17 protein-coding genes are annotated in these 21,115 nt (G+C 72.2%); 13 read left to right on the top strand and 4 right to left on the bottom strand.

Annotated features, from left to right (window positions below):
• Positions 1 to 72 precede the first annotated feature (72 nt).
• The 9 genes from ACZ5NH_RS40935 to ACZ5NH_RS40895 all read left to right on the top strand — a co-directional run bounded on the left by ACZ5NH_RS40935 (position 73) and on the right by ACZ5NH_RS40895 (position 10,727).
• Positions 73 to 1,284 (top strand): ROK family transcriptional regulator, encoded by a 1,212-nt coding sequence (locus ACZ5NH_RS40935; RefSeq protein WP_468782915.1) that lies wholly within the window; start codon positions 73 to 75, stop codon positions 1,282 to 1,284.
• 50 nt (positions 1,285 to 1,334) lie between these two features.
• The gene (locus ACZ5NH_RS40930; protein ID WP_468782913.1) at positions 1,335 to 2,681 is read left to right on the top strand and encodes an ABC transporter substrate-binding protein; all 1,347 of its coding nucleotides are present in this window, start codon (positions 1,335 to 1,337) and stop codon (positions 2,679 to 2,681) included.
• Between the two features lie 3 nt (positions 2,682 to 2,684).
• A complete protein-coding gene (locus tag ACZ5NH_RS40925; RefSeq protein ID WP_468782911.1) occupies positions 2,685 to 3,626 on the top strand; it encodes a carbohydrate ABC transporter permease in 942 nt (313 codons plus the stop codon).
• A gap of 2 nt (positions 3,627 to 3,628) precedes the next feature.
• Positions 3,629 to 4,522, top strand: coding sequence for a carbohydrate ABC transporter permease (locus ACZ5NH_RS40920; protein ID WP_468782909.1), 894 nt, complete (start codon positions 3,629 to 3,631; stop codon positions 4,520 to 4,522).
• Between the two features lie 7 nt (positions 4,523 to 4,529).
• Positions 4,530 to 5,795, top strand: coding sequence for a 6-phospho-beta-glucosidase (locus ACZ5NH_RS40915; RefSeq protein ID WP_468782907.1), 1,266 nt, complete (start codon positions 4,530 to 4,532; stop codon positions 5,793 to 5,795).
• Positions 5,786 to 6,757, top strand: a complete 972-nt coding sequence (locus ACZ5NH_RS40910; RefSeq protein ID WP_468782905.1) for an N-acetylglucosamine kinase — start codon at positions 5,786 to 5,788, stop codon at positions 6,755 to 6,757. Before ACZ5NH_RS40915 ends, ACZ5NH_RS40910 begins: the two co-directional genes overlap by 10 nt.
• Positions 6,758 to 6,977: 220 nt before the next feature.
• The gene (locus tag ACZ5NH_RS40905; RefSeq protein WP_468782970.1) at positions 6,978 to 8,360 is read left to right on the top strand and encodes a hypothetical protein; all 1,383 of its coding nucleotides are present in this window, start codon (positions 6,978 to 6,980) and stop codon (positions 8,358 to 8,360) included.
• Between the two features lie 14 nt (positions 8,361 to 8,374).
• Positions 8,375 to 9,409: a glutamate ABC transporter substrate-binding protein gene (locus ACZ5NH_RS40900; RefSeq protein WP_468782968.1), complete on the top strand. Its 1,035-nt coding sequence runs from the start codon at positions 8,375 to 8,377 to the stop codon at positions 9,407 to 9,409.
• Between the two features lie 43 nt (positions 9,410 to 9,452).
• Positions 9,453 to 10,727: a hypothetical protein gene (locus ACZ5NH_RS40895; RefSeq protein WP_468782903.1), complete on the top strand. Its 1,275-nt coding sequence runs from the start codon at positions 9,453 to 9,455 to the stop codon at positions 10,725 to 10,727.
• 19 nt (positions 10,728 to 10,746) lie between these two features.
• On the opposite strand, the gene ACZ5NH_RS40890 is transcribed toward ACZ5NH_RS40895, so the two are convergent.
• Positions 10,747 to 11,034, bottom strand: coding sequence for a hypothetical protein (locus ACZ5NH_RS40890; protein WP_450985277.1), 288 nt, complete (start codon positions 11,032 to 11,034; stop codon positions 10,747 to 10,749).
• Between ACZ5NH_RS40890 and ACZ5NH_RS40885 the strand changes: the two genes are divergently transcribed.
• The 4 genes from ACZ5NH_RS40885 (at position 11,000) to ACZ5NH_RS40870 (ending at position 17,798) form a co-directional block, all read left to right on the top strand.
• Positions 11,000 to 13,186, top strand: coding sequence for a serine/threonine-protein kinase (locus ACZ5NH_RS40885; RefSeq protein ID WP_468782901.1), 2,187 nt, complete (start codon positions 11,000 to 11,002; stop codon positions 13,184 to 13,186). The two genes, ACZ5NH_RS40890 and ACZ5NH_RS40885, sit on opposite strands and share 35 nt — an antisense overlap.
• A 3-nt stretch (positions 13,187 to 13,189) precedes the next feature.
• A complete protein-coding gene (locus ACZ5NH_RS40880) occupies positions 13,190 to 14,551 on the top strand; it encodes a PP2C family serine/threonine-protein phosphatase (RefSeq protein WP_468782899.1) in 1,362 nt (453 codons plus the stop codon).
• Between the two features lie 95 nt (positions 14,552 to 14,646).
• Positions 14,647 to 15,987 carry a vWA domain-containing protein gene (locus tag ACZ5NH_RS40875; RefSeq protein ID WP_468782897.1) on the top strand — a complete coding sequence of 447 codons (1,341 nt, stop codon included), beginning with the start codon at positions 14,647 to 14,649 and terminating at the stop codon, positions 15,985 to 15,987.
• Positions 15,988 to 16,022: 35 nt separating this feature from the next.
• Positions 16,023 to 17,798, top strand: coding sequence for an FHA domain-containing protein (locus tag ACZ5NH_RS40870; RefSeq protein WP_468782895.1), 1,776 nt, complete (start codon positions 16,023 to 16,025; stop codon positions 17,796 to 17,798).
• 12 nt (positions 17,799 to 17,810) lie between these two features.
• Here the strand turns inward: ACZ5NH_RS40870 and ACZ5NH_RS40865 are convergent, their stop codons facing one another.
• From ACZ5NH_RS40865 to ACZ5NH_RS40855, 3 genes are all read right to left on the bottom strand, one after another.
• Complete coding sequence (locus ACZ5NH_RS40865) at positions 17,811 to 18,788, bottom strand: methyltransferase domain-containing protein (protein WP_468782893.1); 978 nt, start codon at positions 18,786 to 18,788, stop codon at positions 17,811 to 17,813.
• A 185-nt stretch (positions 18,789 to 18,973) separates the two neighbouring features.
• Complete coding sequence (locus tag ACZ5NH_RS40860) at positions 18,974 to 19,789, bottom strand: WecB/TagA/CpsF family glycosyltransferase (RefSeq protein ID WP_468782891.1); 816 nt, start codon at positions 19,787 to 19,789, stop codon at positions 18,974 to 18,976.
• A 19-nt stretch (positions 19,790 to 19,808) separates the two neighbouring features.
• Positions 19,809 to 20,879 carry a glycosyltransferase family 4 protein gene (locus ACZ5NH_RS40855; protein ID WP_468782889.1) on the bottom strand — a complete coding sequence of 357 codons (1,071 nt, stop codon included), beginning with the start codon at positions 20,877 to 20,879 and terminating at the stop codon, positions 19,809 to 19,811.
• Positions 20,880 to 21,115: the final 236 nt, after the last annotated feature.

Below are 21,115 nucleotides of genomic sequence, written 5' to 3'. Positions count from 1 at the left end.
TCGGTGATCAAGACTGGACCTCCGGGCAGGTCACTGAGAAGCTGGGCGGCTGGAAGGGCAGGTGTCGACCCCATGGCAGGAACCGCCGGTACGCCGGGCACCCCGCGCGTGCTGCGCGCCATGAACGACCGCGCCGCCCTGGACCTCCTGCTGGAGCACGGGCCGCTGTCGCGCACCCGGATCGGGAAGCTCACCGGCCTGTCCAAGCCCACCGCCTCGCAACTGCTGGCCCGCCTGGAGGCGGCCGGACTGGTCCGGGTCACCGGCACCAGCGAGGGCCGGCCGGGCCCCAACGCCCAGCTGTACGCCGTCAACCCCACCGCCGCGCACGCCGCGGGCCTCGATGTGACCCCGGAGCGGATCCGCGCCGCCGTCGCCGACATCACCGGCCGGACGGTGGGCGAGTACGAGCTGCCCACTCCGGGGCGGCGGCCCGCCCAACCCGTCGTCCGGCAGGTCACCGACGCGCTCGACGGCGCCGTCAAGGCCGCCGGGCTCGCCCGGTCCGATGTGCACCGTCTGGTCATCGGCACTCCGGGCGCCTTCGACCCCAACACCGGTCGGCTGCGCTACGCCTCCCACCTCCCCGGCTGGCACTCCCCCACCCTGCTCGACGAGCTCGCCGCCGCCCTGCCGATGCCGGTGGAGTACGAGAACGACGTCAACCTCGTCGCCCTCGCCGAACAGCGGCTCGGGGCGGCCAAGGGCCACGGGGACTTCGTCCTCCTGTGGAACCAGGAGGGGCTCGGCGCCGCTCTGGTCCTCGGCGGCCGGCTGCACCGCGGCTGGACCGGCGGCGCCGGCGAGGTCGGCTTCCTGCCGGTGCCGGGCACTCCCCTGGTGCGGCAGGTGACCAAGGCCAACAGCGGTGGCTACCAGGAGCTGGCCGGCTCCCAGGCGGTACCGAAGCTGGCCCGCGAACTCGGCATCCCGGATGTGCCGTCGGGGCCGTACACCGAGGTCGCCGCCGAACTCGTGGCCCGGGGCGCCGATCACGCCTCCGGCCCCTACCGGGAACTGCTCCGGACCTACGCGACCCGGCTCGCCACCGGACTCGCCTCGCTCGTCTCCGTCCTCGACCCCGAACTCGTCGTCCTCAGCGGCTCCGCGCTGACGGCAGGCGGCGAGGTGCTGCGCGCCCTCGTCCAGGCCGAGCTGGAGGAGCTGGCCGCGGCCCGCCCCCGGCTGGTCGTCGGCGACGTCCACGAACACCCCGTCCTGCGCGGCGCGTTGGAGTCCGCGCTCGTGACCACCCGCGACGAGGTCTTCGACACCTCGCGCTGACCCCCGGCAGCACTCCTCTTCCCGTTCACCCGTCCCTGGGAGACCTCGCCATGCCCACAGCCATACCCGAAGTCGCCCGAAAAGCGGCTTTCACCCTGACTGCCTCCGCCCTGCTGCTCGCCGCCACCGCCTGCACCGGGCAGTCCGGCTCCGGCGCGACGGACGACGCCTCGAAGGACACCACGATCAACTTCTGGCACGCCTGGAGCGCGCCGAACGAGGTGGCGGCCGTCAAGTCCCTGGTCGCCGGCTTCGAGAAGGCGCACCCCAACATCCACGTGAACATCGTCGGCAACATGACCGACGACAAGATCAACCAGGCGCTGCGGTCGGGCGGTGACAAGGCGCCGGACGTGATCTCCTCGTTCACCACCAACAATGTGGGCAAGTTCTGTTCCTCGGGTGCCCTGGTCGACCTCAACCCCTTCTTCAGGAAGTCCGGGATCGACCCCGAGAAGACGTTCCCGAAGACCATGAACGAATACACCCAGTTCGGCGGAAACCGCTGCACGGTGCCGCTGCTCGGTGACGCGTACGGGCTCTACTACAACAAGACGGCGTTCCAGAAGGCCAGCCTCGCGAATCCGCCGAAGACCTGGTCCGAGTTCGAGGCCGACGCCAAGAAGCTGACCATCACCGACGGCGACTCCTACAAGCAGCTGGGCTTCATGCCGGACTACCACGGCTGGGAGACCACCACCGAGCACTACTTCGCCCAGTTCTCGCCGACGTACTTCGGCAAGGACGGAAAGTCGAACCTCGCCAAGGACCCGGCGTTCGAAAAGGGCTTCGCGCTCCAGAAGCGGCTCGTGGACGAACTCGGCGGATTCCAGAAGCTGGAGAAGTTCCGGGTGACGCTGGGTGACGAATGGGGTCCCAAGCACCCCTTCCACACCGGTCAGGTCGCCATGCAGCTCGACGGCGAGTGGCGGCTCGGCATGGCCGAGCAGGCCAGGCCCAAGTTCGAGATCGGGGTCGCCCCGCTGCCCGTGCCCGACGACCAGGCGGCACAGTACGGCAAGGGCTACATCACCGGCACCATCGCGGGCATCGCCGCCGGAAGCCACAAGCAGAACGCGGCCTGGGAATTCGTCAAGTACATCACCACGAACACCGACGCGGTGGTCGGATTCGCCAACGACATCCACAACGTGCCCTCCACGCTGGCCGCGCTGAAGTCCCCGAAGCTGAAGTACGACCCGCGCTTCAAGACCTTCCTCGACATCGCCGCCAATCCGGAATCCGCAACCACTCCCGCCTCCATCAACGGCGGCCAGTACCTGGTCACGATCCAGCAGCTCGGGTACGACTACGAAAGCGGCAAGGTCACCGATCTGAAGGCGGGTCTGAAGAACTCGGCCGCGCAGATCGACACGGACATCGCGCAGGCGAAGTAGCCGATGAGTACGGTCACTCTGGCGTCGAAGCGCCGCCGGTCGGCGCTTCGAACCCTCGCCTTCATGTCGCCCTGGCTGATCGGCTTCGCGGTGTTCTTCGCGTACCCGCTGATCTCGACGGTCTATTTCTCCTTCATGCACTACGACGGCTTCCGGCCGCCGGCGTGGAGCGGCGGGAAGAACTGGCGTTACGTCTTCGAGCACTATCCGCTCTTCTGGCCGGCCCTGCGCAACACGCTGTGGCTGGTGCTGGTGATGGTGTCGTTGCGGGTCGTCTTCGGGCTCGGCATCGGCCTGCTCATCACGAAGATAAAGACGGGCACGGGGGTCTTCCGCACCCTCTTCTATCTGCCGTACCTGGCCCCGCCGGTCGCCGCGACCATGGCCTTCGCCTTCCTGCTCAACCCCGGTACGGGCCCGGTCAACTCGATCCTGGAGAAGGTGGGCATCCCCGCGCCGGGCTGGTTCAACGACCCCACCTGGTCCAAGCCGGCCCTGACCCTGCTGGCGCTGTGGGGCATCGGCGACCTGATGGTCATCTTCATGGCCGCGCTGCTGGACGTGCCGGCCGAGCAGTACGAGGCGGCCGAGCTGGACGGCGCCTCGGCCTGGCAGCGGTTCAGGTACGTCACCCTGCCGAACATCTCCCCGATCGTGATGTTCGCGGTCGTCACCGGCGTGATCCAGACCATGCAGTACTACACCCAGCCGCTGATCGCCGGGAAGGTCGCTTCCGGGGTGATCCAGGGCGCGGGCACCCAGTTCGAACCCGGCTACCCGGACAAGTCCACGCTCACCCTCCCCCAGCTCGTCTACAACCTCGGCTTCCAGCGCTTCGACTACGGCTCGGCCTGTGTGGTGGCCCTGGTGCTGTTCGCCCTGTCGATGGTGTTCACCGGGTTCCTGATGCGGCGCCGGGGCGGTCTCATCCAGGCAGGTGACTGACCATGACCCAAGTACTGGACAAGCCGGTGGAGTTGAGGACGCCCTCCGCGGCCGCCGAGCGCACCGCCCGGCGCAGGGCACTGCTCGAATGGATCGCGGTCCACTCCCTCGGCATCGCCGCCGCGCTGTTCTTCACCCTGCCGTTCGTCTTCGTGTTCCTGACCTCGCTGATGAGCGACACCCAGGCGCTCAGCCGCGACCTGATCCCGCACACCTGGGAGTGGGGCAACTACAAGAAGGTCTTCGACACGCCCGGCTTCCTGACCTGGTGGAAGAACACGCTGATCTACGCCGGCCTCGGCACCGTGCTGACCGTGGTGTCGTCCATCCCGGTGGCGTACGCGCTCGCCAAGTTCCGCTTCCGGGGCCGCGATCTGTCCCTGATGCTGGTGATCTCGATGATGATGCTGCCCCCGCAGGTGGTCATCATCCCGATGTACCTGTTCTGGGCGAAGCAGCTGGACCTGTCCGGCACGCTGTGGCCGCTGATCATCCCGATGGCGTTCGGCGACGCGTTCTCCATCTTCCTGCTGCGGCAGTTCCTGATGACGATCCCGAACGAGTACCTGGACGCGGCGCGGGTGGACGGCTGCGGCGACCTCGGGACCCTGCTGAAGGTCGTCCTGCCCATGGCCAGGCCGGGCATCGCCGCCGTCGCCCTCTTCCAGTTCTTCTACGCCTGGAACGACTACTTCGGCCCGCAGATCTACGCGTCCGAGAACCCCGGCGCCTGGACCCTCTCCTACGGCCTGGAGTCCTTCAAGGGCGCCCACCACACCGACTGGAACCTCACGATGGCCGCGACCGTGCTCGTCATGGCCCCCGTGATCCTCGTGTTCTTCTTCGCCCAGAAGGCGTTCGTCGAAGGCGTCACCCTCACCGGAGTAAAGGGTTGATCCATCCATGAAACTCACCGTGGTCGGCGGAGGCTCGACCTACACCCCCGAACTCATCGACGGCTTCGCACGCCTGAGGGACACCCTGCCCATCGAGGAACTCGTCCTCGTGGACCCGGCCGCCGAACGCCTGGAGCTGGTCGGCGGCCTGGCCCGCCGTATCTTCGCCCGGCAGGGCCACCCCGGCCGGATCGTCACCACCGCCGACCTGGACGCGGGCGTCGACGGTGCCGACGCCGTGCTGCTGCAACTGCGCGTCGGCGGCCAGGCGGCCCGCGAGCAGGACGAGACCTGGCCGCTGGAGTGCGGCTGCGTCGGCCAGGAGACCACCGGGGCGGGCGGCCTGGCCAAGGCGCTGCGCACGGTCCCGGTCGTCCTCGGCATCGCCGAACGGGTCCGCCGTGCCAACCCGCGCGCGTGGATCATCGACTTCACCAACCCGGTCGGCATCGTCACCCGCGCCCTGCTCCAGGCCGGGCACCGCGCGGTCGGGCTGTGCAACGTGGCGATCGGCTTCCAGCGGAAGTTCGCGAACCTGCTGGGCGTGGCGCCGGCCGACGTGCATCTGGCGCACGTGGGCCTCAACCACCTCACCTGGGAGACGGGGGTGCGCCTCGGCGGCCCGGAGGGCGAGAACGTCCTGCCCAAGCTGCTGGCCGAGCACGGCGAGGCGATCGCCGACGACCTGCACCTCCCGCGCCCCCTCCTGGACCGCCTGGGCGTGGTCCCCTCCTACTACCTGCGCTACTACTACGCCCACGACGAGGTCGTGCGCGAACTGCGCACCAAGCCGTCCCGGGCGGCGGAAGTGGCCGCCATGGAGCGCGAGTTGCTGAGGATGTACGGCGACCCGGCCCTGGACGAGAAGCCGACGCTGCTCGCCAGGCGCGGCGGCGCCTACTACTCGGAGGCGGCCGTCGACCTGGCGGCGGCGCTGCTGGGCGGGGGAGGCAGCCCCTACCAGGTGGTGAACGCCCTCAACAAGGGCACGCTGCCCTTCCTGCCAGACGACGCGGTGATCGAGGTCCAGGCCGCGGTCGGCCCGGCCGGACCGTCCCCGCTGCCGGTGCCGGAGCTGGACCCCCTGTTCGCCGGGCTGATCGCGAACGTGACGGCGTACGAGGACCTGGCCCTGGAGGCGGCGCTGCGCGGCGGCCGGGACCGGGTCTTCCGCGCCCTGCTGGCCCATCCGCTGATCGGCCAGCACGCGTACGCCGACACCCTCACCGACCAGCTGATCGCACACAACCGGGAGCACCTCGCGTGGGCCTGACCTCGACCGTGCTTGCCATCGACGCGGGCAACAGCAAGACCGACGTGGCCGTGGTCACCGCCGCCGGGGAGGTGCTGGCCACGGCCCGCGGCGGCGGTTTCCGCCCGCCCGCGGTGGGGGTGAGCGCGGCGGTGGACGCGCTGGCCGAACCGGTGGGGCGCGCCTTCGCGGACACCGGCGTCACGTCCGTCTCGCACGTCTCGGCATGCCTCGCCAACGCCGATCTCCCCGTCGAGGAGGAGCAGTTGGCGACCGCGCTCCAGGCGCGCGGCTGGGGCGCGTCGGTGGAGGTCCACAACGACACCTTCGCGATCCTGCGCGCGGGCGTCGCCCAGCCGCGCGGGGTGGCCGTGGTGTGCGGGGCGGGCATCAACTGCGTCGGCATGCGCCCCGACGGCCGTACCGCGCGCTTTCCGGCGATCGGCCGGATCTCCGGTGACTGGGGCGGGGGCTGGGGCCTGGCGGAGGAGGCGCTGTGGTTCGCGGCCCGCGCGGAGGACGGCCGGGGCGAGCCGACGGCCCTGGCCCGCACGCTGCCCGGCCACTTCGGGCTGCCGACGATGTACGCGCTGATCGAGGCGCTGCATCTGGAGCACGTCGGCCACGACCGCCGGCACGAGCTGACCCCGGTGCTCTTCGCGACGGCCGCCGAGGGAGATGCGGTGGCCCGCTCGATCGTCGCCCGGCTCGCGGCGGAGGTGGCGGTGATGGCCACAGTGGCGCTGACCCGCCTGGACCTGCTCGACGAGGAGACGCCGGTGCTGCTGGGCGGCAGCGTCCTCACCGCCGGCCACGCGCTGCTCGACGACGGCATCCGCGACCTGCTCGCCGCCCGCGCCCCCAAGGCCGACGTCCGCGTGGTCACGGCGAGCCCGGTCCTGGGCGCGGCCCTGCTGGGCCTGGACCGGCTGGGGGCGGGCGCGGAGGCCCAGGAGCGGGCGCGGGGGCACTGGGAGGGCTAGCCGCCGCCCACCGCTCCGGTACCTTCCCCGGGGGGAACCGAACAGATGCTCCCGGCGTATTCATGAGCAGCGCACGCTGCGATCCGATCAAGATCCAGTGAAGGCCGGTGCGGATGTCGGTCCGGGCGGCGATACTTGGCGGCGAACGGATGACCATGGGGGAGGTCGAGTGACACACCCGCCGAAGAGCACGGCAGAGCCACCGGTGGCGAGCCCCGGCATGCCCGCCGCCCCCGGTATCCCCGCACAGCCCGTCCGCCTGGCCGCCACCTCCCCCGCGCCGTCGGCCCGGCGGACCGCGTTCGCCGAGGGCGTCGACCGGCTGCGGGAGGCGACGACCACCGAGCCGGGACGGCTGCGGATCATCGGGGCCGTACTCGCGCTGCTGGTCGTGGCGTTCGGCGCGGTCACCGCCTGGCAGGCCAGTGAGCGCGCGGCCGCCGCCGACGACGTGCTGCACAGGAGCCAGCCGCTCAGTTCCGGTGCGGCGGACATCTACCGATCGCTGGCGGACGCCAACACGGCGGCCTCCAGCGGGTTCCTGGCCGGCGGTCAGGAGACGGCCGCCTCCCGCGACCGGTACGAGAAGGACATCCGGACCGCCGCCTCGGGGCTGGTGACGGCCGCCGCGAACGCCGAGCCGGGCTCCGCCTCGGAGGCGACCATCGCCCGGCTGAACAAGCTGCTGCCCGAGTACAAGGGGCTCATCGAGCGGGCGCGGACGTACAACCGGCAGGGTTACCCGGTCGGCGGCGCGTATCTCCGGTACGCCAACGAGAAGATGCAGAAGGAGATGCTCCCGGCGGCGGAGGATCTCTACACCAAGGAGAACCAGCGGCTGGACGCCGACTACGGCGACGCCACCCCGTATCCGTGGATCGCCATCGGCCTCGGCGTGCTCGCGCTGGCCGCGCTCGGCTGGGCCCAGCACCGCACCTACCGGCGCACCAACCGCGTCCTCAACCACGGCCTGGTCGCCGCCTCCGCCGCCACCACGGTCGCGCTGCTGTGGCTGGTCGTGGGGCACACGGTGGCCCGCTCGGAGCTGAACGGCTCCTACGACCACGGCATCCGCTCGCTGACGGTGCTGCACGACGCCCGCATCGCCTCCCTGAAGGCGCGCGGGAACGAGAACCTGAGTCTGGTGGCGCGCGGCGCCGAGACCATCACGGTCGACGGGCAGACGTACGACGCGTACTACTACGACTTCGACAAGGACATGACCACCCTCGGCACGGGCCTGACCCGGGCGGCGAAGCTCGCCGACGACCAGGGCGGCAGCGCACCGGTGAAGGCGGCGGAGGCCAACATGGCGGTGTGGAAGCAGCGCCACACCGCGGCCCGCACCGAGGACGAGGACGGCAACTACGAGCAGGCGCTGGACAAGGTGATCGGCGCCAAGGGCGCCACCGGCGAGTGCTTCGACAGCGTCGACGCCAATCTCGCCCGCGCCATCGACCACGAGCAGAGCGAGTTCCAGCGGGCCGCCGGCGACGGCCGGGACGCCGTGGCCGGGCTGCCGGTGGGCGCGGCCGTGCTCGCGGTGCTCGGCGCGGCCGGGGCCCTGTTCGGCATCGGCCGCAGGCTTTCGGAGTACCGGTGACAGGGGGCATGACGATGTACGCGGCGCGTGTACGGGCCTCCCTGCGGGGCTGGGGCGGGGTCGGCGCGATGGCGGTGCTGTGCGCGCTGGCGCTGGCGTTCGTCCTGCTGCTGCCGTGCACCCAGCAGCCTCCGCCGGACCGCCCGGTGCGGACCGGTCAGGCCGTCGCGAGCGGGGTGCAGGCCCGCGCCGAGGACTGCAAGCCCGACGGGGCGCAGAACCAGACCCTGTCGCCGTCCGGCGCCGACGGCCCGACGATCGACGCGATCAAGGCCCGTACGGGCGCCAAGCGCAAGCTGATCGTCGGCGTGGACCAGAACAGCTACCACTGGGGCTACCGCAACCCCAACACCCAGGGCGCGGAGCTGGAGGGCTTCGACATCGACCTGGTGCACCGGATCGCGCAGGACATCCTCGGCGACCCGGACGCGGTGCAGTTCAAGGCGATCCCGACCAGCCAGCGGATCTCCGCGATACAGGACGGGCGGGTGGACATGGTCGTGCGGACCATGACCATCACCTGCGACCGGCTGTCCCAGGTGGCGTTCTCCGCGCCCTACTTCAAGACCGGGCAGCAGGTCCTCGCCCCCAAGTCGTCGTCGGTCACGGGCTACAACAGCACCCTGGCGCACAAGAGGATCTGCACGGCGGCCGGTTCGACGGCGTACACCAAGCTCGACGCCGACAGGAAGGGCGGCACCCTGCCCTCCTCCACGGACATCTCCACCACCGTCCCGAACCAGCTGGACTGCCTGGTCAGGCTGCAACTCGGCGAGGTGGACGCGGTGGTGACGGACGGCGCGCTCGCCGCCAGCCAGGCCGCCCAGGACCCGACCGTCGAACTGAAGGGCGGGGCGTTCACCACCGAGTACTACGGCGTGGCGATGAAGAAGGACGCCTCCGATCTGGTACGCCGGGTCAATCGCATTCTGGTGGACTACCGCACCGGCGGCTGGCAGGCGTCGTACGACAAGTGGCTGTCGGCGACACTGGGGAAGGACTCCAGCGCCTCCAAGCCGCCCGCACCGCAGTATCTGCGCACGAGCTGAGCCACATCCGACCGGAATCCTTGAAAGCAGCGAGAGGTGATCGATGGGCGTCACGGACCCCGCCGGGCCGGTGATGGACCGGGACGAGGTGGACCGTGCGCTGGCGCGGCTCGGCCAGGAGCACGAGGCGATCGAGACCTCGCTGCTGGCGCTGCAGGACCACGCGGGCCGCAGACTCCTCGAAGGCGCCGAACTGACCGGCGTCACCAAGGAACGCTGGCAGGCCACGGAGGCGCGGATCACCCTGCTGTGGGGGTACTTCGACGCCTACGCGGCCGCGCTGCGCTCCGCCCGTGAGATCCGCTCCCGGCGCCGCTGGTCCAGCCGCGAGGACCTGGTGGAGCTGACCGATCTGCTGCGCGGCGAGTCCATCACCGTGGCCGGGAACGGCACGCTGAGCGAGTCCTTCTCGCTGTCCGGCCTGGTGGACCGAATGAACGAGCTGTACGCGACGAGCCTGGACCTGGTCGTGGCCTGCGACGCGGTGTGGTCGGCGCTGCCCGCGCGGATCGATTTACTCGCCGCGGAACTGCAGCGCACCCGCAAGCTCGCGCACTCCGTCGGCGTACGCCCCGGCGAGCACCCCTCCGGGGACGACCTGGAGCGGATCACGCGCACGCTGACCAGGCTCAGGGAAGACGTGGTGTCGGATCCGCTGGCCTTCTGGGTGCCGGCGGAGGGCAGTTCGGCGCCCGGTGGCGGCCGGCCGGACACCACGGTGTACGACCGTGAGGCGCGCGCCCTGGAGGACGTGCGCCGGGAGATCGACGCCGTGCTGACGGTCCGGCAGGACGCGGAGGCGCGGCTGATCCGGCTGCGGGACGTGCTCTCGCGCGCCGACCGCACCCTCGCCGAGGCGCGCACCGCGCGCGGCGAGGTGCTGGCGAAGATCGCGGCGACCGAGGTGCCGGTGGTCAGCGGCCCGCCGACCGTGCTCCAGGAGCAGCTGGCGACGGCGGCCGAGTACCGCAGGCAGGCGCAGTGGCACCGGCTCTCCCCGCTCCTGGAGTCCCTGGAGCGGAAGGCCGAGGACGAACTGCTGCGCGCCCGCGAGTCGCTGACCGCGGTCACCGCGCCGCTCGCCGTCCGCGCCGAGCTGCGCGGGCGGCTCGACGCGTACAAGGCGAAGGTGGCCCGGCACGGGCTCGCGGAGGACCCGTTCCTGGTCGAGCGGTACGACGCGGCCCGCCGGATGCTGTGGAGCGCGCCCTGCGACCTGCGGGTGGCCGAACAGGCCGTGCTGCGCTACCAGCAGCTGGCGACCGAGCTGCTCGGCGGCGCGGGCGCGCCGGAGGACCGTAAGGGGGACCAGTCATGAGCCAGCCGGGGCAGACCTGTCAGCGGCCGGGCTGCGAGGGGTCGTACGAGGACGTCGGCGGCGGCGAGCTGTACTGCGACACCTGCGGACTCGCGCCGGTGGTGTCGGCGACCGGGATGGTCGGCTCGCCGGCGACCGGGATCACCAGGGGCGCGGCGGACAGCGGGAGTTCGCGCAGCAGCTCGCGCACGTCCTCGCAGTCGTCGAAGTCGCGCCGCTCGGTGTCGGGGCGGCTGTCGCGGTCCCTGTCGGGCCGCTCCAGCGGGCGTTCGGTGTCGGTGCGCAGCTCCGGCTCCTCCTCCGGCACCTCCACCCGCGGGCGGCTCGGCGCCGGCCTGGTGCACGTACCGCAGGTGCCGCGGCCCGACCCCCGCGCGATGGTGCTGGAGAACCCGGAGGTGCCGGAGCGCAAGCGGTTCTGCTCGCGCTCGGACTGCGGGGCGCCGGTGGGGCGCGCGCGGGGTGACCGCCCTGGCCGTACGGAAGGTTTCTGCACCAAGTGCGGGCACCCGTACTCCTTCGTGCCGAAGCTGAAGGCCGGGGACATCGTGCACGGCCAGTACGAGGTCGTGGGCTGCCTCGCGCACGGCGGACTCGGCTGGATCTACCTCGCCGTGGACCGGGCCGTCTCCGACCGGTGGGTGGTCCTCAAGGGTCTGCTGGACACCGGGGACCAGGACGCGATGGCCGCCGCGATCTCCGAGCGGCGCTTCCTCGCGGAGATCGAGCACGCCAACATCGTGCGGATCTACAACTTCGTGGAGCACCTGGACCAGCGCACCGGCTCCCTCGACGGCTACATCGTCATGGAGTACGTCGGCGGCAAGTCGCTGAAGGAGATCGCCAACGCCCGCCGTACGCCGGACGGCCGGCGTGACCCGCTGCCGGTGGAGCAGGCCTGCGCGTACGGCATCGAGGCGCTGGAGGCACTCGGCCACCTGCACAGCCGTAACCTCCTCTACTGCGACTTCAAGGTCGACAACGCCATCCAGACCGAGGACCAGCTCAAGCTGATCGACATGGGTGCCGTGCGCCGCATGGACGACGACGAGTCGGCGATCTACGGCACGGTCGGCTACCAGGCGCCCGAGGTCGCCGACGTCGGCCCGTCGGTGGCGAGCGACCTGTACACGGTGGGCCGTACGCTCGCCGTGCTCACCTTCGACTTCCAGGGCTACACGAACGTCTACGCGGACTCGCTGCCCGATCCGGACACCATCGACGTCTTCCGCCGCTACGAGTCCTTCTACCGGCTGCTCGTGCGCGCCACCGACCCCGACCCGGCCCGCCGGTTCGCCTCCGCGCAGGAGATGGCCGAGCAGCTGACCGGTGTGCTGCGCGAGGTGGTCTCGTTGCAGACCGGGCAGGCGCGGCCCGCGCTGTCGACGTTGTTCGGCCCCGAAGTGAAGGTCATCGACCGGGAGTTGTTCCCCCGGCTGGACGGTGATGTGTCCCGGCTGGGGGCGCGGCCCCTGGCCAGGGCCACGCACCCCGGCCCGGCCGCGCTCCCGCCCGCGCTCGTCAAGCCCGTCGACACCCCGGCCACCGCGCTCGCCCTGCCGGTCCCGCTGGTCGACCCGGGCGACCCCAACGCCGGTTTCCTGGCGGGTCTGCTGACCTCCGCCCCGGCCGAACTGATCAGCGCGCTGGACGCGGCGCCCACGCAGACCGTGGAGACCCGGCTCCGGCAGATCCGCGCCCGGCTGGAGAGCGGCGACCACCAGGCGGCGCTGATGAGCCTGGCCAAGCTGGAGGAGGAGCGCCCCGACGACTGGCGGGTGGTGTGGTACCGGGGCGTGGCCGCCCTGGTCACCGGCGACTTCGAGGGCGCCGCGCTCTCCTTCGACGCGATCTACGACGCCTTCCCCGGCGAGGCCGCACCCAAGCTGGCGCTCGGCCTGTGCGCGGAGGTGCTGGGCCAGCTGGACAACGCGGCCGAGTACTACCACCTGGTGTGGGCGACCGACCCGAGTTATGTGAGCGCCGCCTTCGGGCTGGCCCGGGTGCAGCTCGCGGCCGGGAACCGGCACGGTGCCGTGCGCACCCTGGAGTCGGTGCCGGAATCCTCCATCCACTACACGGCCGCCCGGGTCGCCGCCGTCCGGGCGCGGCTCAGACAGCGCACCGCGACCGCCGGTGACGTACCGTTCCTGGACGACCTGACGGCCGCCGCCGGGCAGGTCGAGGCGCTGGACGCGTACGGTCTGGACCCGGCGCGGCGCGAGCAGTTGTCGGCGGAAGTCCTCGGCTCGGCGCTGGACTGGATACTCTCCGGAGGCCAGGGCTCCCCGCCCGCCGCCGGCGGACGGGTGCTGCTGGGCAGCGGTCTGGACGAGCGGGGCCTCCGCTTCGGCCTGGAGCGCGCCTACCGCACGCTGGCCCGGCTGGCGACCGGCGGCGAGGAGAGGATCGAACTGGTGGAACGGGCCAACCGTTACCGCCCCCGGACGTGGGTGTAGTTGATGTCGCAGATGCCCCAGCAGGCCGCACTGCCGAAGTGCCCGAGCTGCGCGGAGCCCGTCGAGCCGGGTGACCTCTTCTGCGGAGCGTGCGGGTACGACCTCTCCGTCGTACCCGCACCTGCGCAGGACCATCCGACGCTCACCATGACCGGCACCCCGGGGGACGGCGTGGACTGGCCCGCCCCCGAGCCGGACGGCTCCGGCGCCCCGCAGGCGCCGCACCTGCCGGCCGACCTGCCCGGCACCGACTCCGGCGGCGCACCCCTGCCCGAGCACGAGTCCGGCACGGACCCGCACGGCCACCGGGCCAGCGCATCGGACGCACCGCAGCCGGCCGGTTCCGGGGTGCGCTTCGACCGGCCCGCGGAGCCCGAGGAGTACCCGCTGCAGGCGCCCGACCCGCGGGTGGCCGAGAACCCCGGGACCACGGCCGTGCCGGAGGAGCCCGCGCAGCTGTGCGTGGCCTGCCGGGCCGGCCGGGTGGACAGCGACGGCTACTGCGAGAACTGCGGGCACGCCCAGCCCCGCGAACGCGACCACGTGGAGCGGGAGTCCGGCCCGGTGGCCGCCGTCAGTGACCGGGGCCTGCGCCACCACCGCAACGAGGACGCCTTCGCCGTCGGCCACACCGCGCTGCCCGACGGCACCCCCGCCGCCCTCGCGATCGTCTGCGACGGCGTGTCCTCCGCGACCCGCCCCGACGACGCGTCGTCCGCCGCGTCCCAGGCCGCCGGCGACACGCTGCTGGCCGCCCTGCCGCGCGGCACGCACCCGCAGACCGCCATGCACGAGGCGATCGTCGCCGCCGCACAGGCCGTGAACGCGCTCGCCGAGGAACCCGCCACGGCCCGCGAGCACGCCCCGCACCAGAACTCCCCGGCCTGCACGATCGTCGGCGCGGTGGTCGCCTCCGGACTGCTGGTCGTCGGCTGGGTCGGCGACAGCCGCGTCTACTGGGTACCGGACGACCGCAGTGCGCCGGCGGCCCGGCTCACCGAGGACGACTCCTGGGCCGCGCAGATGGTCGCCGCCGGCCTGATGAGCGAGGCCGAGGCGTACGCCGACGAGCGCGCCCACGCGATCACCGGCTGGCTCGGCGCGGACGCCTACGAACTGGAGCCGCACACCGCGTCCTTCAAGCCGGACCGGCCCGGAGTCGTGGTGGTGTGCACCGACGGCCTGTGGAACTACGCCGAGACGGCCGAGGAGATGTCCGAGGTCGTACCGCCGGACGCGGCCGAGCGTCCGCTGCACAGCGCCCGGGTCCTGGTCGGCCACGCCCTGGACGGCGGGGGCCACGACAACGTAACAGTGGCCGTCGTGCCGTTCCCTGCGCCGCCGCAGGGGGCAGGATCGGCCTGAGGGCCCGGGGTCTGGGGCCGCGAGCCGGAGGGGACCGGCCCGTTCACAGCCGTCGCCCTGCATCGGCAGGGCGGTCAAGGGGGATTTGAGTACGCATGGCCAATTTCGCGAAGTCGCATGTGCCGCAGTTCTCGATGGACGTCTATCAGAACGAGTACCTGCCGGAGGGCGGGCGCGAGGTCAACGCCATCGTCACCGTGACGGCCACCGGTGGCGGCACGGTCGGCAGCGCCGCGGCACCGCTGTACCCGCGGGGCCAGGGCCCCTCGGCCGCCGTGGCGCTGATGGTCGACTGCTCGGGTTCGATGGACTACCCGCCGACCAAGATGCGCAACGCCCGGGACGCCACGGCCGCCGCCATCGACACCCTGCGCGACGGCACGCACTTCGCGGTGATCGGCGGCACACATGTGGCCAAGGAGGTCTATCCGGGCGGCGGACGGCTCGCCGTCGCCGACGCCGGCACCCGTGAGCAGGCCAAGCAGGCGCTGCGCAAGCTCAGCGCGGGCGGCGGTACGGCCATCGGCACCTGGCTGCGGCTGGCCGACCGGCTGCTGAACTCGGCGGACGTCACCATCCGGCACGGCATCCTGCTCACCGACGGCCGCAACGAGCACGAGTCGCCGGAGGATCTGAGGGCGTCGCTTCAGGCCTGCGCCGGACGGTTCACCTGTGACGCGCGGGGCGTGGGCACCGACTGGGAAGTGAAAGAAGTCACAGGGATCGCCTCGGCGCTGCTCGGCTCCGCCGACATCGTCGCCGACCCGGCCGGTCTCGCCGCCGACTTCACGCGGATGATGGAGGCGGCGATGGGCAAGGAGGTCGCCGACGTCTCGCTCAGAGTGTGGACGCCGGTCGGCACGACCATCCGGTTCGTCAAGCAAGTCGCGCCCACCGTCGAGGACTTGACCGCCCGCCGCACCGAGGCCGGGCCGCGCGCCGGGGACTACCCGACCGGGTCCTGGGGCGACGAGTCCCGCGACTACCACCTGTGCGTTCAGGTTCCGGCGGCCGGCCTCGGCCAGGAGATGCTCGCCGCGCGGGTCTCGCTGGTGGTGCCGCAGGCGGACGGATCGGTACAGAACCTGGGCGCGCAGGGCCTCGTACGGGCCGTGTGGACCGACGACATGGCGGCCTCCACCTCGATCAACCCCCAAGTCGCCCACTACACCGGGCAGGCCGAACTGGCACAAGCCATCAAGCAAGGGCTCGATCTTCGCAAGGCGGGCGATTTCGATGGCGCAACGGCCAAACTGGGGCGTGCGGTTCAGCTCGCCAATGCCTCCGGGAACGCGGATACTGCGAAACTGCTTGCGAAGGTGGTGGACGTGGTCGATGCCGCGACAGGTACTGTGCGGTTGAAGACGAAGGTCGCAGAGGCGGACGAGATGACTCTGGAGACCCGGTCCACAAAGACTGTTCGTGTAAAGAAGTGACCCAGTAGGATATCCGGAGAAGGGGAAGCACCGACATGCCGACCTGCCCGAACGGACACCAGTCGGGTTCCGACGACTGGTGCGAGGTCTGCGGTCACCGCATGGCCGGTGCCGTACCTCCGCCCCCGCCGCCCCCGCCCGCGGGCGGTTACGGCTTCCCGCCGCCGCAGGGCACCCAGGCCGGCGGACGCCCGCCGGCCGCCTCGGCCCCGGAGCCGGAGCTGTGCCCGCAGTGCCGCACGCCCCGCGAGGGCGGCGCGCCCTTCTGCGAGGAGTGCCGGTGGAACTTCCTGACCAACACGGCCACCTCGTACACCCCGGCCGCGCCGCGCCCGCCGCAGCCGCGGTTCCAGCCGCCGAGCGCGACGTACGGCGGCAATGACGGGTACGAGTACCAGGGCTCGCGCCCCTCGCAGATGAACCGGCCCGCCGAGCCGATCCCGTCCTTCGGCAGCGAGCCCTCGGGCCCGACGCCGTTCGCCGCCGAGCGCGGCCCGTCGGGCCCGCCGACCTCACCGGGTCCGTCCGGCCCGGGCGGTCCGGGTGGCTTCGGTGGCCCGGGTCAGGGCGGCCCGGGTGCCGGTGGCCCTTCCGGTTTCGGCGGCCCGGGTCAGGGCGCCCCGGGTGCCGGTGGTCCCTCCGGTTTCGGCGGCGGGCAGGGGCAGGGGCAGGGGCAGGGGCCCGGTGGTGCCTCCGGTTTCGGCGGCGGGCAGGGGCAGGGGCCCGGTGGTCCCTCCGGTTTCGGCGGCGGGCAGGGGCAGGGGCAGGGGCCCGGTGGTGCCTCCGGTTTCGGCGGCGGGCAGGGGCAGGGGCCCGGTGGTCCCTCCGGTTTCGGCGGCGGGCAGGGGCAGGGGCCCGGTGGTCCCTCCGGTTTCGGCGGCGGCCCGGGTCAGCCTCAGGGGCCCGGCACGCCCGGCGGTCCGGCCGGTCCGCCGCCCTTCGGTCGTGAGCCGTCCGGCCCCGGTGGCCCTTTCGGCCGTGAGCCCTCCGGCCCCGGTGGCCCCACTCCCCCCGGCCCGCCCCAGGGCGGTCCCGGCGCGCCCGGTCCCTCCGGCTTCGGCGGCGACCCCTCGCGTCCGCTGCCGCCGCCCGGCCCGAGCCCGTCCGCCGGTCCGGGCGGTGCCTCACAGGCGTTCCAGCAGTCCGGGCCGCCCGCTCCGCCCGCGTTCCCGCGCGAGACCGGCCGGCCCGGCGCCGGCGGTCCGCCGCCGGGGCCTGGCGGTGGGCAGCCGGGCGGCCCTGCGGCCCCCGGCCCCGCCTTCGGCGGTGACGACGACTGGGTGATATCTCCGCCGTCGGCCTCCGGCCCGGCCGGCGGCCCCGGTGGCGGTCAGGGCGGCGGGTACGGCTACCCGCAGCCCGGCGCCACGCAGGCCCCGCCCGGCGCGGGTTTCCCGCAGCAGCGGACCACCTGGACGGCGACCATCGGCCCGGACCGCGACTACTTCATGGCGATGATGCAGCGCTCGGGCCCCGAGGCCGCGGGCCTGAACCTGCCCGCGTACTCGCCCGAGCAGCAGCGCACGCTCGGCGGCAACCAGGTCACCATCGGCCGCCGCCGGCACTCCACCGGCGACACCCCCGACATCGACCTGTCGGTGCCGCCGGAGGACCCGGGCGTCTCGCACCAGCACGCGGTGCTGGTGCAGCAGCCGGACGGCAGCTGGGCGGTCGTCGACCAGAACTCGACCAACGGCACCACGGTCAACATGTCCGAGGAACCGATCCAGCCTTTCGTGCCGGTCCCGCTGCAGGACGGCGACCGGGTGCACGTGGGCGCCTGGACGACGATCACCATCCGCCGGGCCTGAGCAGACCGGGGGTCACGGGAGGGGCCAGGCGTACGGCCCCTCCGGGTCGTCCAGCCACGCCCAGGTGTGCTCGCCGCCGACCGTGACGCCGTACCGCTCGCGCTCCGGCTCGTCCTCGCGCTGCCACAGCGCGTAGGCCTCCTGCGGATCGAGGGTGTCCCGGGTGAGCGCGAGCAGGAAGCGGAACGTCTCCTGTTCGCGGGCCCGGCCCGGCAGCCCGGCGAGCGACACGCTCTCCGGCCCTCCCCGGCCCGCGCCGCGCAGCGGCACGAAGTAGGCGGGCGTGCCCAGGAAACGGCCCTCGCCACGGGTCGCGTCCCGCACCGTCAGCGCGAGCAGGCCGGTGGCCAGCGGGGTCAGGATCCGGGCACCGGGTCGGCACTGGGCGAGCCAGGCGCGTGGGACCGTGAACAGCTCGCAGGTGGCGATGATCCGGTCGAACGGGGCGCGTTCAGGCACGCCGCGCGCGCCGTCGCCGGTGACGACGGCCGGGTGGAATCCGGCCGCCTCCAGGTGCCGGCGGGCCGACTCGGTGATCTCCGGTTCCAGATCGACGGTGGTGACGAGGTCGTCGTCGCCGAGCCGGTGGGCGAGCAGCGCCGCGTTGTAGCCGGTGCCGGCCCCCACCTCAAGGACCCGGTCGCCGTCCTCGACCTCCAGCGCGGCCAGCATCCGCGCCATCAGGGAGGGCTGGCTGCTGGAGGAGACCAGCTCGCCGTCGCGCAGCCGGGTGGCCAGCGGAACGTCCTCGTAGGCGCCGCGCACCCAGCGCTCGCGCGCCTGAGGGTCCGGGCTCTCGCCCCAGCGGCGCTCGTAGCCGCGCGGCCCGGCGACGTAGTAGTACGGCACGAACAGGTGCCGGGGCACCGTCGCGAACGCCTCCCGCCACACCGGGGCCCCGGCCCAGGCCTCCTCGGCGTCGATCTCCCGCACCAGCGCGTCCCGCGCGGCGGCGGCCAGCCGGCCGGTCTCGGCGTCGTAGGCACCCATGGGTCCACAGTAGGGGCCGGTCGGCGCGTCCTGACACCGAGCGGTTGCCGCTGGTGGGGCGAGCTCGCAACGGCGGTCACCCTCGCGGGTGACGATGAGCATGGCGAAAGCGCCCAGGCTGCCGAAGGCGCTGCCGGAAAGAGCACACGCGCATACGGCACCGGCGCCGCGCTCGCCCGACGGCCCTACGCTCCGCCCTCGCGGTGAGCCGACCGCCGCATCCAGTAGGCGGCGGTGAGGGCGAGGAACCGGCAGTTGCCCACCGCGTAGCGCAGGAACATGCGGCGCGGCTCCTGGACCAGCCGATGGAACCATTCGAGACCGGCCCGCCGCATCCACCGTGGTGCCCTGCTGCGCACTCCCGCCACCACGTCGAAGGATCCGCCGACGCCGACCACCAGGGCGCAGCCCAACTCCTGCTGCCTGCGCGCGAGAAAGTACTCCTTGCGCGGACTCGGTACGGCGAGGAACAGGATGTCCGGACGGGCTTCTCGGACGGCCGCCACCACCTGCGGCTCCTGGGTCTCGTCCCAGTAGCCGTCCCGGTGCCCGACGACCTGGACACCCTGGGCGGCGGCGATGCGGGCGGTCTCCTCGACCACCCTGGGTTCGGCGCCCAGCAGATAGACGCGATATCCGTTGCGTGCGGCGCTGCGCCACAGCGCCGTCATGAAGTCGATGCCCGCGACCCGTTCGGGCAGCGGACTTCCGAGGAGACGGCCCGCCCACACGACCGACTGCCCGTCGGCGTTGACGAGCGAGCACGAGCGGATGATCCGCGCCAGTTCCGGGTCGTCATGCGCCTGGACGATCTTGGCGGCGTTCAGCACGACGTGCTGGTGGGGGCCGCCGTCCGCGATCAGTGCCTCGGCCGCCGCCACCGACTCCCCCAGGGTGAGCGGGTGGACGGGCAGTCCGCAGACCGTCACGTGCGGGCACGGACCCGCTTTTCCGGTCGCCGTGGCCTCGTCGGGCTGCCCCGCCGTATGCGGTGTGTGCACCTGTGCCTCCAACGGATCGTCAACCTTGTCCGAACGGCGCGGTCTCCCAGAACCGCGCGAACGACTTCTCGACGAGGTCGTGTGCGTAGAGTGCGCGCAGTTGGTGCCATGCCTTCTGCTGGCGCTGCCGGACGCCGTCGAGGTCGGTCCGGCAGGCTTCGAGGAAACCGGTGACCGAGCCGACCGTGGGTTCCACGTCGTCCACACACCCGTGGCGGAAGAGTTCGGCACAGCCGGGGGAACGGGTCCCCGCCACGGCGCAGCCCGCCTGCAGGGCCTCGAGTAGCACGAAGGGGAGTCCTTCCGCCCAGCGGGCCGGAAGGACGAACACGTCGACGGCGGACCAGAAAGCCGGGACGTCCGCCGGCTGGAGCACACCGAGGTCGCGGTCCACGCAGTGCATCCGGGAGCGCGGCACGTCCCTACGCATCCCGGCGGTGGAGAACTCCATGGCGGCGCCCGAACGCTTCATCCGGTCCACCGCATCGCACAGGATGTCGAAGCCCTTGGCCGTGCACATCGTACCGAGCCAACCGACGCGCAGGGGGCGCGCGGCACTCGGCGCCCATGACGGCGTGCCGGTGAGCGGAGGACGGGCGCGAGCTTCGGGGTGAGTCCCCGGCGCCGGGTTCCGGATCACCGTCACCGATCGCGTACGGCAGCCACTGGCACGCAGGTCCGCGGCCACGTCCTCGCTCAGGACGATCCAGTGGGCTCCGCCCAGTGCCTTCCGCAGGAGCGGGGCGCCGGAGAGCTTGGCCGGCAACTGGGCGCCGTGGAGGTGCAGTACCGGAGCGGATCCGGTGGCCCTGGCGAGCGCGACGACGAGGACGTCCCTCAGGAGCGGGAGACCCCACTGGGAGATCGGCAGATAGACGGCGTCGGGGGAATCCCTGAGCAGCACCCGGGTGCACTGCCACAGGACCGAGACCGTGGTACGGATCTTCGCGGGCCAGGACGCCTCGAAGCCGTCGGACGTCCGAACCGCAGAAAGGGTGACGACGGCCGGGACGTGGCAGAGGCACCTGAGAATAGGGGTGAAGAACTCGCCGGCCCTGCCCATGCCGCCGAGTCCCGCGCTGTGCCTCAACGCGAGGACGGTCGGTTTCGAGCGGTGCCGCGGATGCCTTGGGCGGATAGGGAACACACCCCGTCCTTCCGTACGGACCGGAACGAGGAATGCGAAAGAGTCCCGGAAACCGGATAATTGCGGAAACATTCTGAGCCGTCACGGCATCATGCCCGGGGCTGCAGAGTCCAGTGCGACACGTTGACTTCTTTTTATTCATAGGATATGCCGATGTAGAGAAATAGGGGACTCACGGG

The organism is Streptomyces sp. NPDC031426, assembly GCF_055581585.1.
The sequence above is the reverse complement of the archived record's forward strand: the minus strand, read 5'-3'. Positions and strand labels throughout refer to the sequence as shown.